Below are 15,151 nucleotides of genomic sequence, written 5' to 3' on the forward strand. Positions count from 1 at the left end.
GGAACAACTCGAGGTTTTCTGCCCCTCCCCCAAAAAACCCGACTGCTAGCTGCCGGATGCGGCTGCCCGCTGCTGCCTCAGGATGTAGCGCTGGAGCTTTCCCGACGGCGTCTTGGGCAGGTCCGCAACGAAGTGGATGCGGCGCGGATAGGCGTGGGCGGCGAACTGCGTCTTGACCATGGTCTGCAGTTCAACCACCAGGGCATCACTGGCGGCGGCGCCGTCCGCCAGGACAACATAGGCCTCCAGGACTTCACCGCGCAGTTCGTCGGGAGCGCCCACCACGGCACTTTCCAGGACCGCCGGATGGGTGGACAAGACGCTTTCCACGTCGAACGGGCCAATCCGGTATCCGGCCATGATGATCACGTCATCATCGCGGGAGGAGAAGAAGTAGTAGCCGTCCGCGTCCACCATGCCCGCGTCCCCGGTCAAGTACCACTTGCCGTCCGCACTGAACCTTTCGGCGGTCTTCTCCGGGGCATCCTGGTAGCCCTTGAACCACATCATGGGGCTCCCGGCCACGTTGACGGCTACGCGGCCCAGTTCACCCGGCGCAGCCGGTTCGTCAGCGTTGTCCTTGAGGACCGCGCAACTCCACCCCGGCAGGGGCCGCCCCATGGAACCCGGCCTCAGTTCCGTCCTCACGTCGTCATGCCAGGCGTTGATGATCATCATTCCGTGTTCGGTCTGCCCGTAGTGGTCCCGCACCGGAACGCCCAGCACCTCCCGCGCCCAGCTGATCACCTCAGGGGTCAGCGGTTCACCGGCGGACGAAGCGCGCCGAAGCTGGAAAGGACCCGTCCCGGCGTCGGCTTTCGCGCGCATGGTGCGGTAGACGGTGGGCGCTGCGGCGAAGTTGGTGACGGAAAATGCCTCCAGAACCCTAAAGCTGAGTTCCGGCGAGAACCCGGGGCGCAGCAGGATGTTTCGCCGTCCCGCCGCCATGGGACCAAGGATCCCGTAGTACAGGCCGTACGCCCAGCCGGGGTCTGCGGCATTCCAGAAGACATCCCCTTCATCGACGTCCAGGCCCAGTTCGACGTACTGGCGGAACGCTGCCAACGCCCGGACCGGCACCGGCACGCCCTTGGGGGCGCCCGTGGTGCCGGACGTAAAGATCAGTACCAGGGCACCGTCACCTCCCACAGCTTCGGCGGCGATACCCGGCCGCTGCCTGGCCAGGAGCGGCGTGAGCGCCAGGTCCGGCTGGGAGGCTTCTTCACCGGCAACCACCACGGCGGCGGCCGTTTCCTGGAGCTTCGTCCGCTGGTCGGGGTCGGTGATCACCACCTTCGCACGGGAAGCGGTAAGGCGAAGTTCAATGGCAGGCCACGCAAAGGCCGTGAACAGTGGCACATGGACGGCCCCGCGCCGCCAAATGGCCAGGAGCATGACCACCAGGTCTGCCGACTTTCCCATCAGGGTGGCCACCGCGTCCCCGGGGCCGACCCCCAGTTCTGCCAGGGCGGCGGCTCCCCGTTCCGAGCGCTCCCGAAGCCCGCCGTAGGTGATGTCCTCCGAGGAAAGATCAGCTGCCACCACTGTGAAGGCAACAGCGTTGGGATCGTGGCTGTCGCACAGGAGCTCGGCCGCGCAGGCGTCCGGCGCACCGTAGGTGGCGAGAAGGGCATCGACGGCTGGAACCGGACGGGACATTCATTCTCCTTTGAACAACAGCACTTTGAAACACCGGCATGTGTAACACCTGGAATCAACCTACTGCACTGAGATGGCCGTCACATGCCGCGCCCTGCTGTCATGCGACGACAGGTCACCCCTGGGCGCCGGGCGGCCGGATGATCCGCCGCTGCGTCGCAGCAGCGATTGCGGCCGTGCGGTTGTCCACGCCGAGCTTGCCGTAGATGTGCACCAAGTGGGTCTTTACCGTCGCCTCCGAAATGAAGACCTGCCTGGCAATGGCGCGGTTGGACAGGCCCGTGGCCAGCAGTTCCAGCAGCTGCACTTCCCGCGGGGTCAGCGACGTGCCGGGGTTGCTGATCCGGTTCATCAGCAGCGCGGCCGCACGAGGTGCCAGGACCGTGCCGCCGGCGGCAGCCTGCAGCACCGCCTGCCGCCGCTGTTCCGGCGGGGCGTCCTTCAGCATGTAGCCGCTGGCCCCTGCCTCCACGGCGGCGAGGATGTCCGCGTCGGTGTCATAGGTGGTGAGGATGAGCACCGGCGGCGGAGCGTCGAGCTTACGGATCTCGGCCGTGGCCGTGACGCCGTCCATGCCTTCCCCCATCTGCAGGTCCATGAGGACCACATCCAGCGCCTCGTCCAGGGCGGTCAACCGGGCCAGTTCTTTCAGAGCTGCCCTGCCGTCAGGGGCCTCCGCGGCGATCGAAATGCCTTCAAAGGCGGTGAGCATGGCACGCAGCCCGGCGCGGACCACGGGGTGGTCGTCCACCAGCAATACCCGTATGTCGCTCACGGTTCCTCCACCGGGAGCCTGATGGCCACCACTGTGCCCTCGCCCGGCGCCGACTCCACCGCCAGCGTGCCGTTCAAGGAGGCGACGCGTTCCCGCAGCGAGCGCAGGCCGAAACCGCTGCCGTCCGCTGCGCCCGCGGCACTTTCCGGAGCGGACGGGTCAAAGCCCGTGCCGTCGTCGTACACGTCCATGGTCACTTCACTGCCCAGGAAGGCAAGGCTGACGACGGCGGTGCTTGCCCGGGCGTGTTCGCGGACGTTGGCGAGACTCGCCTGCGCAGCCCGCAGCAGGGCAACGCGGACGGGCTGGGGCAGTTCCTGTGGCTCGCCGTCCACCTCCAGCCGGCAGCGCAGCGGCACCCCTGCGGCGTCGGCGTCTGTCCCGGCCCTGTCGCACAGCCGTCCCAGGGCCTCCACCAGGGTGGTGCCCTCCAGTTGCGGTGAGGAAAGGCCGCGGACAAAACTGCGGGCTTCGGCCAGGTTGTCCGCCGCGGTCTGCTGCACCAGCGCCAGCCGGCCTGAAGCCGTGGCGGCATCACCGTCGGCGAGCGACTGGCCGGCGGCCCGCCCCAGCAGCACGATGCTGGACAGGCCCTGCGCCAGTGTGTCGTGGATCTCCCGGGCCAGCCGCTCGCGCTCCGCCAGCACGCCCGCCTGGTGCTGGGACCGCGCCAGCTCCTCCCGCGTCCGCCGCAGCTCGTCCGCCGCGCGCCGTTGGTTTTCCGCCTCGCGGTACAGGGCCGCGTAGGCCAGGCCGGTGATGACGGAAAAGATCGCGCCCAGGACGGGCCCGACGACGGCCGCGGCGTGCGGGACAGGAGCACCGCTGGCGGCCCATTGGGAAGCGATGACCGCGACTGTCATCAGCGCGATGGTCAGGAGCGCGGCACGCCGTGGCAGCAAATGAAGGTGCAGGAAAAAGATGGGGAACGCCAGCCAGGCGAAATCGGCGCTGCCGGCGAGCAGGAAGACCCACAGTGCCGTGACCAGGCCCAGCCAGAGCAAACCGTAGCGGCGCGGATCCACCCCGGTCCGCCCCTCGGCATGGCGCTTCTCCAGGACCGTGCCGGCCAGGTAAACAGCAGCAAGGACGACGGCGGCGCCGGCGCACACCCAGCGCAGGGTACCTCCCGCTATCAGCATCCGGACCAGGCCGACGGCCAGCAGCAGCGCGAAGCCGGTGTGCAGCGTGACCCGCAGGATGCGGAGGATAGCTGCGGATGATGCGTTTTCCAGGGCGTTCAGCGGCCCCCGCGCGGAAACACCTGCGGCCTTCTCCGGTGGTTGCGGCAGGGGCGTGGCAGGCATTTCATCAGCTTATGCCGGGGACTGCGGGGAGGGGATCAACCGAAAGGTTGACTCCGGGCTCAACCGTTCCCTGCCCGTGGCTCAACCATCCCCGCGATGTCCGTGGAGGCGCCGGTCGGGAAGGTGGAACTACAGAACAATCCATCCCTGCTGAGAGAAGAAACAACGTGTTCCTGGCAATCCGCGATATCCGCTTCGCCAAAGGCCGGTTCGCCATGATGGGCGGCGTCGTAGCCCTGATCACCCTGCTGCTGGTCATGCTGTCCGGCCTGACGGCGGGCCTTGCCGAGCAGTCCACGTCCGCCATCGCCAGGCTCGGGGCAGCTGCGGCTACGCCGGTGGACACCATCGTCTTCGGCGCCCCCGGCTCCGGTTCCCCCAAGGCGTCCTTCACCGAAAGCTCGGTGACCGCCGCCCAGGTGGACAACTGGAAGGCCCGGCCCGGGGTCCGGTCCGCCGAACCGCTGGGCATCACCCAGACGCGGGCGCAGACGGCTGATGGTTCGGGGACGGCGAACGTGGCCGTCTTCGGCGTATCGCCGGGCAGCCCTCTGCCACCTGTGGAGGTGTCCGCCGGCACGGCCGCGGTGGGTGCCTCGGTGGCGGAGGCCTTGTCGGTGGGCCAGGGCGACAAGCTGTCTTTGGGCGGCGTGGAACTTTCGGTCGCGGCCGTGGTGCCGGACCAGTGGTACGCGCACACCAGCGTAGTGTGGACCGCGCTGCCCGCATGGGCCAAGGCGGCACACGTGTCCGACGGCGGACAGTTGGCTACCGTCGTGGCCGTCACTTACGCGGACGGGGCCACAGTGGATGAGGCCGCAGCGAACGCTGCAGCGCATACCGTCAGCGCGTCCCGAACCGGTTCCTTCCAGGCACTGGGCTCCTTCAAAAGCGAAAACGGGTCGCTGACCCTGATGCAGGCGTTCCTGTACGGAATTTCGGCGCTGGTGATCGTGGCCTTCCTGACCGTCTGGACCATCCAGCGCACCCGGGACATCGCCGTTCTCAAGGCCATCGGCGCGCCCAGTACCTACATCCTGCGCGACGCCATGACCCAGGCCGCCATTGTGCTGCTGGCGGGCGCCGGAGCGGGCGGGGCCGTGGGTGTTGCCGCCGGAGCATTCGCGGCCCAGGCGGCCCCCTTCCAGCTGGACCTGGGCACCACGGTGATTCCCGTCGTCGGGATCGTTGCCCTGGGCCTGGCCGGTGCCGCGCTGGCTGTCCGCCGCGTCACCAAGGTCGATGCGCTCCTGGCGCTCGGCGGCAACTAACCCCTCTTCCCTCCCCCGAAAGGAACGCTCCATGTCTTTTTCAGCAGCAACCGCTCCCCTGAGCCTGGTCAATGTCACCCTCGAATACCCGGACGGCGGCGGGACCACCACCGCCCTGGACCAGGTCAGCCTCACCGCCTGCGCAGGTCAGCTGGTCTCCCTCGTGGGCCCCTCAGGATCCGGTAAATCCAGCCTCCTGGCCACCGCCGCCACCCTGGTCCAGCCGACCCGCGGGCAGGTCATCATTGACGGCACCGATACGGCGGGACTCAAGGACAAGGAGCTCACCGCACTGCGGCGCGAAAAAGTGGGCATTATCTTCCAACAGCCCAACCTGCTGCCGTCACTCACCGCCCTTGAGCAGCTCGTCATCAGCGACCACCTTCGTGGCGGGAACGCCAAAGCGGCCCGGGTCAAGGCAGCCGAACTGCTGGACGTCGTCGGACTCGCCGCGGCCGCCGGCAAGCTGCCGCACCAGCTCTCCGGAGGTCAGCGCCAGCGCGTCAACATCGCCCGGGCGCTCATGGGGAGTCCCAAGGTACTGCTGGTGGATGAGCCGACGGCGGCGCTGGACCACGAACGGAGCGCGGCCATCGTGGGGCTGCTTCGGCAGGTGACCACGGAGTTTGGCGTGGCCACGGTGATGGTCACGCATGACACCGAGTTCGTGCCCCTGACGGACGCGGTGGCCACCATGCGGGACGGCAGGCTCACGGCTCCCGTCAGTGCCCTCAGCCCAAGTGGTGCACCGTAAACGCTGTCAGGAACCCCACGGACGCTGTCAGCCCGGTGAGGTTGTGATGCTCCTCGAAGGCCTCCGGGATCATGGTGTCCGCCAGCATGGCCAGGATGCCGCCGGCCGCCACGGACGTAATGAACGCGACCAGCTCGTCCGGCGCATCCTCCAGCGCCACGTACCCCAGAAGCGCGGCCACCCCGCTCAGGATCGCGATGCCGCCCCACAGTCCGAACACGTAGCCCCTGCTCCGGCCGGCTTTCTTCATGCCGGCTGTCCCGGAAAGCCCTTCGGGCACGTTGGAGATGAAGACGGCCGCCAGCATGGCAGGACTCACCGCTCCCCCGGCCAGCAGGCCGACGCCAAGGACCACGGATTCCGGGACGCCGTCCAGCAGCGCCCCGACGGCGATTGCCGTGCCGCTGCCGGGATCGTCTTTTTCGGAGGGCTGCTGGTCTCCGGACCGCTTGCGGTGCTTGGCGCCGGCCTTGGCCAGGAGCATATTGGCGCCGACGTACACCACAGCGCCGGCCAGGAAGCCTGCCACCGTGGGCCACAGGCCGCCACCTTTGACGGCCTCGTCCACCAACTCGAACGCCAGGGCGGAGATCAGCACGCCCGCACCGAACGACATAATGGTGGAGACCACCTTGGACGGTATGGACCACCGCCAGGACACGGCTGCTCCCAGGACCAGCGCCGCACCGGCACCGGTACCCCATACAAGTGACATCAACCAAGTAGGCATACGTGTTCTGTCCCCAGCTGCGCAGAACTGAAACACGGGGCCATCAAAGAAGTCCCGTCCGGTGGTAAGCGGGCCCTACCCGGCCCGTGAGGCGCCGCGCGCAGAATTGATGGGATCTTGAGCCAAACCTTACGATCCCCATACCTTGCGGGTCCACGCTGGAGAGATCAGACCAACCAGCTTGCGGGGAGCAGGAAGTCATGGGAAGCAGAACAGCGTTGGACAGCGACGTCACAACCGTGGGCGGCGTGCTGACAGACCGGCAGCCGCTGGATTTCCACACGTTGGGCCTCGCCGGCTGCATCGACCGGCTCACGGCGCCCATGCGGCAGCGCGGGACCGTGGTCCACTGGGATACTCCGCACTGGGGCATCGAGATCCCGGCGGACTCCGCGTCCCTCCTGTACCAGTCCGCCCGCGAGGCACTCAGCAACGCCTTCAAGTACTCCGCTGCGCACACGCTCACCATCCAGCTGGCAGCCGTTGACCACGGCATCCGCCTGGTGGTGGCCGACGACGGCACGGGCTTTGACAGCGACCTCGCCACCTGCGGGCGGCACCACGGCTATGGTTTGCGGCTCATGGCGGTCGCCGTGCAGGAAGCGGGTGGGGCCGTGGATATCAGTGCCACCCCGGGGATGGGCACCAGCGTGACGGTGACGCTGCCGCTGGACTGACCCACATCCCCGGATCCCAGGCGCCGGACACGCCTGCCCAAAGACTCGGATGCCCGCCGTTGCTGGGACGGCGGGCAGCCGTATGCCTGACGGAAAGCTCCCTGGTGGAGAACGGAACTAACGGGAAAGCTTGGCCGCATCCGGTTCCAGGTCGCCGATGTGGCCCGGTGCGTTGGCAGCCAGGACCCTCGCCACGAAGGCCGCATACTCGTCCATGTAGTGCCCCAGGAACTTGGCGGTGGACGCATCCTTGACCTCGCCGTCGTCCCCAAAAGCTTCTGCCTTGTAGGTGATGTACGCCTCCGGCGCGTTCAGCTGCGGGGCATCGAGGAAGCTCAGGATGCTGCGCATGGCGGACTGCATCACCGCCGTGCCGATGCTGCCCGGCGAGGCGCCGATGCTGCCGGTGGGCTTGCGGGCAAAAGAGATGGTTCCCCACGGGCGGGAGCCCCAGTCGATGGCGTTCTTCAGGGCGCCGGGGATGGAGCGGTTGTATTCGGGAGATACGAACAGGATCCCGTCGGCGGCCTCGGTGGCTTCCTTGAGGGCATGGCCCCCGGGCGGGAAGTCGGCGTCATAGTCGTAGCTGTACAGCGGGAGGTCCTTGATGGGAATCTGGGCGTCCAGCACACAAGCACGGCTGCGGCCAGAGGTGTGGATGCTCCTTGACAGGGCGGGTAGCGGGGCGCTGAATGAGGGGTACCGCAGAACACCGGCCCCGTCCCGGGACATGACAGGAGCAGCCATGACTGAGAATGCAGCAATGGGCGACGACAACCGGGTCCACAACCAGGCACCTGCCGAAGGCGACCCGGACGCAGACCCGCAGGACCTGCGCATGCATTCGCAGGACCCTGCCGAAGGAGCGGACGACGCCGGCGACGCCGCCGATAAGTAGCCCCTTCGCCGGCGGTACGTCCCACGCCACACCTTCCACCTCACCCGGCAGGCTGTCCTGCCCCGCAGCAGGCCCTTGCCCGGAGGGCACTGGTCTACTACGTTGTAACTATAGTGAGAAAGCGCTTTCCCGTGGATGCGGGAGTCCTGCGCGCGGCAACCAGCGGAATTGGATGACATGGCGGACAGCACCCTCATCAGGTGGATCGACGGACAAGCTCCTGCGGAAATCAGCGGCGGAAGCACGTGGGGCATGCCGTTCCCACGCGGCACAGTGCCTGGGGTGGAGGCCCTGGCAGTTGCGGACGCCACCGGCGCCCGCGTCCCCAGCCAGGCGTGGCCACTGGCCACCTGGCCGGACGGATCCCTGAAGTGGGCCGGCGTCGCGCTCCCGGCGACCTGCTCGCCGTCGGACACCTACCACGTGACGGCCGACACCGGCACAGCCGCCCGGGCCGGCCGGCCGTCGTCGGGCATCGCCTCAGTCGTGGTCACCGAAAGCGCGGACGCCATCACCGTGGATACCGGCGTCCTGCAGATGGTCATCAACTGCGGCGGTTCAACCCTGTTCAGCAGCCTTTCCCGGGACGGCAGGACCGTTGCCCGGGACGCCCGGCTGGTCAGCCTGCTGCAGGATGGCATCCCCGAAGGGTCAGGGACGGCCAGGCGGGAGGCCTTTACCGGCGAGGTCACGGCCGTCGCCCTCGAACAAAACGGCCCGGTCCGGGCGGTGGTGCGGCTGGAAGGCCGGCACCGCCAGGATGGTCCCGGCAACGGGCGCTCCTGGCTGCCCTTTGTGGTGCGCTTCTACTTCCACGCCAACGCCCGCAGCGTGCGGATGGTGCACTCCTTCATCTGGGACGGCGACCCGGAGCGGGACTTCCTGGCCGGACTCGGCGTACGGTTCACCGTGCCACTGGAGGCCGAACTGCACAACCGGCACATCCGCATTGCAGGAGCCGACGGCGGTTTCCTCGCCGAGGCAGTCCGCGGCCTGACCGGGCTCCGCCGGGACCCGGGCGCGGAGGTGCGGGAGGCGCAGATCGCCGGACGCGCCACTCCCCCGGAACAGACCTGGAACCCGGAGGTCTCCGGCCGGCTGCACCTGATCCCCACATGGGGCGACTACATGCTCAGCCAGCTCAACGCGGACGGTTTCGAAGTGCGCAAGCGCACGGCTGCCGGTCGCGGCTGGGTGGGCATCTCCGGCGGAACCCGTGCCGCCGGTTTCTGTTCCCTGAGCGACAGCCGTGGCGGCCTGGGAGTCGGCATCAAGGACTTCTGGCAATCCCATCCGGGGCAGCTGGACATCCGCGGCGCGGCGGGCAGCGAAGCCGCCCTGACGGCCTGGCTGTACTCCCCCGAAGCGCAGCCCATGGATCTGCGGTTCTACCACGACGGCCTGGGCCAGGACACGTTCGAGGAACAGCTCGAAGGCTTGGAAATCACGTACGAGGACTACGAACCGGGGTTCGGCAACCCCACGGGCATTGCCCGCACCCACGAACTGACCCTGTTCGCCTACGAGGCCACCCCGCCAACCGAAAGCCTGGCCGCCGACGCCGCCGCTGCCTCCACGCCCGCCCTGCTCCAGGCCACTCCGGAGTACCTGCATTCCGCGGGCGTGTTCGGCGACTGGGCCCCGGTGGACCGGAGCACGCCGGAACGGGCACGGCTGGAAGACCGGCTGGACTTCCTCTTCGATTTCTATGCTTACCAGGTGGAGCAGCGGCGCTGGTACGGCTTCTGGAACTACGGCGACGTCATGCACACGTACGATTTCGACCGGCATGTGTGGCGCTATGACGTTGGCGGCTACGCGTGGGACAACTCGGAGCTCTCCCCGGACCTCTGGCTCTGGTACTCCTACCTGCGCTCCGGCAGGGCGGACATCTTCCGGTTCGCCGAGGCCATGACCCGGCATACCGGCGACGTGGACGTCTACCACCTGGGGCCATGGAAGGGCCTGGGATCGCGGCACAACGTCCAGCACTGGGGCTGCAGCGCCAAACAGCTGCGGATCAGCACCCCCGCCTACCGCCGCTTCTACTACTACCTGACGGCGGACGAGCGCACCGGCGACCTCCTGGCCGAACTGGTGGACAACGACCAAAACTTCCTGGGCCTGGACCCCGTCCGCAAAGTCCGCCCGGACGCCGCCACCTACCGGCCCAACCGGGGCGCCCTGGGCGTGGGTCTCGGGACAGACTGGGGCTCGCTCGCGGCAACCTGGCTCACCGACTGGGAAAGGACGGGCAACCCGCGCTCCCGCGACCGGCTGCTGGGCACCATGGCTGACATCGGCGCGCTCAAGTACGGCTTCCTCACCGGCGAGGCGCTGTATGACCTGGACAAGGGACGGTTCGACACCGGCCGGGAGCAGATCTCTGTGTCGCACCTCAGCGCGGTGTTCGGGCTGGTGGAGATCTGCAGTGAGCTGGTGGACCTGGCACCGGACCCGCAGTTCGAGCGGGCCTGGCTGCAGTACTGCCGGCTGTTCCTGGCCACGAAGGAGGAACAGGTGGAGGCGGTAGGACAGGCGCTGGAGGGCATCCACCTGACCCAGGCGCACAGCCGCCTGACGGCCTACGCGGCGGCAAGGTTGCAGGATCGTGACCTGGCAGCCCGGGCCTGGGAGAGTTTTGCCGAGGGCGGGGAACACCTGAACCATGGATCAGCGTTCTCGCTGCGGCGGATCGCGCCCCCGTTCGTGCTGCAGCCGGTGGATGAGGCGCCCACCGTCTCCACCAATGACACCGCGCAGTTTGGGCTTGCCGTCATCCAGAACCTTGCGTTGGTGGGCCAGTACCTGGACTGACGCAACCTGCCCGGCCAAAACCGCGGCGGCGGCACCCGGCCCGGTGCCGCCGTCGTCCGCTTATCCCTTCCAGGCAACGCTTAGGTAACGCCCGGAATTGCACCATTGCGGGAGGCAGGAGAAGTTACGCAGTCGACGCCTGCCATCTGTTTACACCCCCTTTAAGGCGGTCATAGGGTGCTCACCTAAACAAGGTTGAAAGCAGCCTTGGGAAGGGAAAGAGCACCATGAAAAGCAAGATTGCGGTCATGGCCCTGGCTGCCCTGAGCTTGATTCTGGCCTTAGTCGCCGGAGCCCCTGCATCAGCCCATGCCGCCGACAAGCCACTGATCGGCCTGACCTTTGACGACGGGCCATCCGCCGAGCGCACCGCTTTTGTCCTCGACGTCCTCAAGGAAAAGAACGTCAAGGCAACGTTCTTCATCCAGGGCTCCCACGCCCAGCAGTACCCGGACCTTGTCCGCCGGATCAAAGCCGAGGGGCACGTTATCGGCAACCACTCCTGGGACCACGCCAACTTCCCCGACCTCACCCAGGCGAACCAGAAGCAGGAAGTTGACCGCACCAACGCCACCCTCAAGGCCATCACCGGCACCACACCCGTGCTGATGCGCTTCCCGTTCGGCAACAGCACCCCCTACGCGCTCAAATACATCAGGAGCATCGGCATGAGCGGCGGCATCCAGTGGCACTGGGCGGTCGGCGAGCCCGGCGACTACGAGTGCCCCGGTGCAGCTGGAGTCGAGAAGTACGTGCTGGATGAGGTCACCCCGGGTGCAATCATCCTGCTCCACGACGGCAACGACGTCCTGTCCTGCCCCGCCTCCCAATGGGACTACCTGTCCAAGACCATCGACGCCATCCGGGCCAAGGGCTACGACTTCGGCGTGGTGGCTCCTTCCACCAAACCAAGCGCACTCAACGAGGGCTCCTACGGCGTCGTGGTGGCGCCCTGAGTAAGCCCGCCTTTCGGAGGTTTCGCGTTTTTGTCGCCCACCGCTCTGGAATCCGAAGCAGTCAGTAGGTATGTTGGTAAGCATGCTGATGATTTTTCCCTGGTCGTCAGTCCCCGGTAACAAAGCGAAGGAGACGTTATGAGCACGAAGGTGGAAAAACGCATTCTGGTGAACGTACCGGTGAGCACCGCTTACAACCAGTGGACCCAGTTCGAGGAGTTCCCGCACTTCATGGGCGGCGTCAAGAGCGTCACGCAGCTCAGTGACGACCGACTGGAATGGGTGGCCGAGATCGGCGGCGTCCGCAGGCAATGGGAAGCCAAAATCCTGGAGCAGGTCCCGGACCGGCGCGTTGCCTGGGCCGCCACCGAAGGTGCCACGAACGCCGGCGCCGTGGACTTCGAGGACGTCGGAGGCGGCCAGACCTCCCTCCGGCTGACCCTCGAATATGAACCCGAAGGCCTGGTCGAGAAGGTGGGCGACAAACTGAACGTCGTTGACCGGCAGGCGGAATCGGACCTGCAGAAGTTCAAGGAATTCATCGAGGATGAAGGCTACGCCAGCGGCGCCTGGCGCGGATCGGTGAACGCCGGCTCCGCGGTTGGCACCCCCGGCGTTGAACATGCGGGCGCGTCCCGTGGCGATTCCGGCAAAGCCGGCGTTTCCGGCAAGGTTGCCGCCGGCGTCGGCATTGCAGCGGCTGCCGGCGCAGCAGCGGCGATGGCAGCCAGCGGCAACAAGGACAAGACGGAGACCCGCGATGTGACGGTCACCGAGACCACTCCTGTGGTTCCGGCAGAACCGGTTGTTCCCGCGGAGCCCCTGACCACCGGCTCCACCACAGGCTCGGCGGACGCAGGCGTCGGGGTTCCGGCAGCCGGCACGACGGCGGCGGCGGGCTCCACCGGTTCAGTCGCCGACCTGGGCGATGACAGGATCGGGCACGCCTTCGACCAGACCAACGGCCTGGTGGACACCACCGGGGAGTCCGACGAGACGCTCGAAGGCGAGAACCTCAGCGCCGGCGAACGGCGCGGGGACGACCGCGGCACCGAGGGCGGCCTTCCGCCGGTGGGTGGCAACCTCGGCGGCCACTGACCCGCACTGACCCACAAGCAAGCGCCGCCCGCCTTCCCCCAAGGCGGGCGGCGCTGCGTCTCCGGTAGCCTACTTGGCCGTTCCGGCGTAGTAGACGGCCGGCATGGCCGGTGCCTGCATACCCTCGCCGATGAAGAAGCTGGGGTGCGGCGGCTGGTTGTAGCCCACCGCTTCACGGGCCACGCCGGTCCGGTACATCGGGTCGTGCATCAGGGTGCGCAGACGGACCTCCGTGGGTGAGGTGGTGGTGTAGATCCGCAGCTCAGTGCTGTCGGCGGAGGGGAACACGAGTTCCTCGCGCCAGTCGCCCAGCAGGTCCGCCTGCAGGGACGGGTTGCCCTTGGTGTGGTTGTTGGTCCGCGCGCCGGAAGCGGTCAGGAGCCGGTCGCTGGTTTCGGTTCCCCAGTTCCACTTGGAGATGGTGGGCACTCCCATACCGGCCACGGCGTCGAAGTCATGGTCCACGATCTCCCGCAGCAGGTCGCCGTCCCACCAAGCCATGAAGTTGGCTGCAGGGATCTTGTCCGAGATCCGCTCACCCTTGGCGGACATCAGGAACCCCACCGGGGAGTTCCACGCGGCATCGCCGCCTACAGCCCAGCTTTCAGAGCCCGGAAAACGGGGGTCAATGTCGCCCGTGGCGCCGCGGCCTGTGTCCTTGACGGCGGGGATGCTCCACAGCACTTCGCCGGTGGCGGCATCGCGGAACGTGGCGCCGCGGTTGCCGCTCTGGCTCATGCTTTCGTGCACTGCGAAGGTCTCGAGCCCCGGCTGGGAGGGATCAAGATCGCCCGTGTGGATGGCGTCGCCGTGGCCCAGCCCGGTGTTGTACAGCGGAGTGCCGTCGTCGTCGATCGTCATGGAGCCAAAAACAAACTCGTCCTTGCCGTCCTGGTCCACATCCGCCACGGAGAGGTTGTGGTTGCCCTGGCCCTTGTACTCGGCTCCAGCCACATCGGAATCGAACTTCCAGCGCTTCACCAGCTTGCCGTGCACAAGATCGTAGGTGACCAGCACAGTGCGGGTGTAGTAGCCGCGGCTGAACATCATCGACGGGTGTTCACCGTCCAGATACGCCACTCCGGCGAGGAACCTGTCTACGCGGTTGCCGTAATTGTCGCCCCACGCGGATACAGCGCCGCGCGGCGGATCGTAGGGAACGGTGTCCATGATGGTGCCGCTGGCGCCGTTGAACACCGTGAGGAATTCCGGCCCGGACAGGACATAGCCGGCACTGGTTCTGTAATCCGCCGCAGCATCACCAATGACGGTTCCCGCCGCATCGGTGGTTCCGTCCGCGGTCTTGAACGCCACCTCGGCCTTGCCGTCACCGTCAAAGTCATAGGCCAGCATCTGCGTATAGTGGGCGCCCGCCCGGATGTTGCGGCCCAGGTCGATGCGCCACAGCCTGGTGCCGTCCATCCTGTAGGCGTCCACGTAGACGTTCCCGGTGTAGCCGGACTTGGAGTTGTCCTGTGAATTGGACGGGTTCCACAGCTGGATGATCTCGTACGCGCCGTCACCGTCAAGGTCGGCAACGCTGGAATCGTTGGCGCTGTAGGTGTACGGCTTTCCATCCTTGCTGACGCCGTCCGCGGGCTTGTCCAGCTTGATGGGAGGTAATTCTGTGCCAGCGGACTGAACCCGGCGCTGAGCCTGTCCTGTCCGTTGCCGTTGCCCACGGTCTTGATCACGTACCTGGAGTCCGCCGTTCCCGCCGGGTCAAGGTATGTGGTGGTGTCCCGGATGGGCTCGGGGGTAATGAGGACGCCGTCGCGGATGACCTGGAAGCCAACGCTGTCCTGGTCCAGGCCCAGCATCCGCCAGCCCAAGCTGACGCCCTGGTCCGTCAGGACGGCAACCGGGGCGCGGTCCAGGTTTTCCACCTGGCGCGCGAGGCCTGAGTGTGCGCGGGGCGCCGGAGCGGCAGGGCCTCCCGGGCCCGGGTCAGCGGCAGCAAACGGGACGCCGGCCAAGGCCATCACTGCCGCAGCGAGCGTGGCCGCCGCGGCAGCGGGCACAGGCTTCCGCGCCCTGCCCGCCGGGGATTTCGGGGAACACATTGAGGGGTTTGCCAAAAGAACATCTCCTTTGATGCGGCGGCAGGTGAGGCTGCCACAGACGCATTTGGAACGTTTCATTCAAAGCAACTCCTATCCCCGGGAGTGATTGCGGGGAGGAGAGGACGACGAGGAAAACGCTTTCTGCC

12 protein-coding genes and 1 pseudogene are annotated in these 15,151 nt (G+C 67.2%); 7 read left to right on the plus strand and 6 right to left on the minus strand.

Annotation, left to right across the window (positions count from 1 at the left end):
* Positions 1–45: 45 nt before the first annotated feature.
* The 3 genes from NMQ03_RS18405 to NMQ03_RS18415 all read right to left on the minus strand — a co-directional run bounded on the left by NMQ03_RS18405 (position 46) and on the right by NMQ03_RS18415 (position 3,741).
* On the minus strand, positions 46–1,659 hold the full coding sequence (locus tag NMQ03_RS18405) for an AMP-binding protein (protein ID WP_255173386.1): 1,614 nt from the start codon (positions 1,657–1,659) through the stop codon (positions 46–48).
* Between the two features lie 115 nt (positions 1,660–1,774).
* Entirely contained in the window at positions 1,775–2,434 is a 660-nt protein-coding gene (locus tag NMQ03_RS18410; RefSeq protein WP_303693903.1) for a response regulator transcription factor, read from the minus strand.
* Positions 2,431–3,741 carry a sensor histidine kinase gene (locus tag NMQ03_RS18415; protein ID WP_255173387.1) on the minus strand — a complete coding sequence of 437 codons (1,311 nt, stop codon included), beginning with the start codon at positions 3,739–3,741 and terminating at the stop codon, positions 2,431–2,433. Before NMQ03_RS18415 ends, NMQ03_RS18410 begins: the two co-directional genes overlap by 4 nt.
* Positions 3,742–3,908: 167 nt before the next feature.
* Here NMQ03_RS18415 and NMQ03_RS18420 point away from each other — a divergent pair, with 167 nt between their 5' ends.
* The gene (locus NMQ03_RS18420; RefSeq protein WP_255173388.1) at positions 3,909–5,012 is read left to right on the plus strand and encodes an ABC transporter permease; all 1,104 of its coding nucleotides are present in this window, start codon (positions 3,909–3,911) and stop codon (positions 5,010–5,012) included.
* A gap of 31 nt (positions 5,013–5,043) precedes the next feature.
* Positions 5,044–5,766, plus strand: a complete 723-nt coding sequence (locus NMQ03_RS18425) for an ABC transporter ATP-binding protein (RefSeq protein WP_255173389.1) — start codon at positions 5,044–5,046, stop codon at positions 5,764–5,766.
* Here the strand turns inward: NMQ03_RS18425 and NMQ03_RS18430 are convergent.
* On the minus strand, positions 5,744–6,496 hold the full coding sequence (locus NMQ03_RS18430; RefSeq protein WP_159630406.1) for a ZIP family metal transporter: 753 nt from the start codon (positions 6,494–6,496) through the stop codon (positions 5,744–5,746). The genes NMQ03_RS18425 and NMQ03_RS18430 overlap by 23 nt on opposite strands.
* 200 nt (positions 6,497–6,696) lie before the next feature.
* On the opposite strand from NMQ03_RS18430, the gene NMQ03_RS18435 reads away from it, so the two are divergent.
* Positions 6,697–7,173, plus strand: a complete 477-nt coding sequence (locus NMQ03_RS18435; RefSeq protein WP_255173390.1) for a sensor histidine kinase — start codon at positions 6,697–6,699, stop codon at positions 7,171–7,173.
* A 117-nt stretch (positions 7,174–7,290) separates the two neighbouring features.
* On the opposite strand, the gene NMQ03_RS18440 is transcribed toward NMQ03_RS18435, so the two are convergent.
* Complete coding sequence (locus tag NMQ03_RS18440; protein WP_255173391.1) at positions 7,291–7,920, minus strand: NADPH-dependent FMN reductase; 630 nt, start codon at positions 7,918–7,920, stop codon at positions 7,291–7,293.
* Between NMQ03_RS18440 and NMQ03_RS18445 the strand changes: the two genes are divergently transcribed.
* The 4 genes from NMQ03_RS18445 (at position 7,919) to NMQ03_RS18460 (ending at position 12,942) form a co-directional block, all read left to right on the plus strand.
* Positions 7,919–8,071, plus strand: a complete 153-nt coding sequence (locus tag NMQ03_RS18445) for a hypothetical protein (RefSeq protein WP_255173392.1) — start codon at positions 7,919–7,921, stop codon at positions 8,069–8,071. The two genes, NMQ03_RS18440 and NMQ03_RS18445, sit on opposite strands and share 2 nt — an antisense overlap.
* 177 nt (positions 8,072–8,248) lie before the next feature.
* Positions 8,249–10,888 carry a Tat pathway signal sequence domain protein gene (locus NMQ03_RS18450; RefSeq protein ID WP_255173393.1) on the plus strand — a complete coding sequence of 880 codons (2,640 nt, stop codon included), beginning with the start codon at positions 8,249–8,251 and terminating at the stop codon, positions 10,886–10,888.
* Between the two features lie 227 nt (positions 10,889–11,115).
* The gene (locus NMQ03_RS18455) at positions 11,116–11,844 is read left to right on the plus strand and encodes a polysaccharide deacetylase family protein (RefSeq protein WP_255173394.1); all 729 of its coding nucleotides are present in this window, start codon (positions 11,116–11,118) and stop codon (positions 11,842–11,844) included.
* Between the two features lie 138 nt (positions 11,845–11,982).
* A complete protein-coding gene (locus NMQ03_RS18460; protein ID WP_255173395.1) occupies positions 11,983–12,942 on the plus strand; it encodes an SRPBCC family protein in 960 nt (319 codons plus the stop codon).
* Positions 12,943–13,011: 69 nt separating this feature from the next.
* Here NMQ03_RS18460 and NMQ03_RS18465 read toward each other — a convergent pair.
* Positions 13,012–15,005, minus strand: a pseudogene (locus NMQ03_RS18465) (rhamnogalacturonan lyase).
* Positions 15,006–15,151: the final 146 nt, after the last annotated feature.

The sequence above is a fragment of the Arthrobacter sp. DNA4 genome, from assembly GCF_024362385.1.
Lineage (GTDB): Bacteria > Actinomycetota > Actinomycetes > Actinomycetales > Micrococcaceae > Arthrobacter.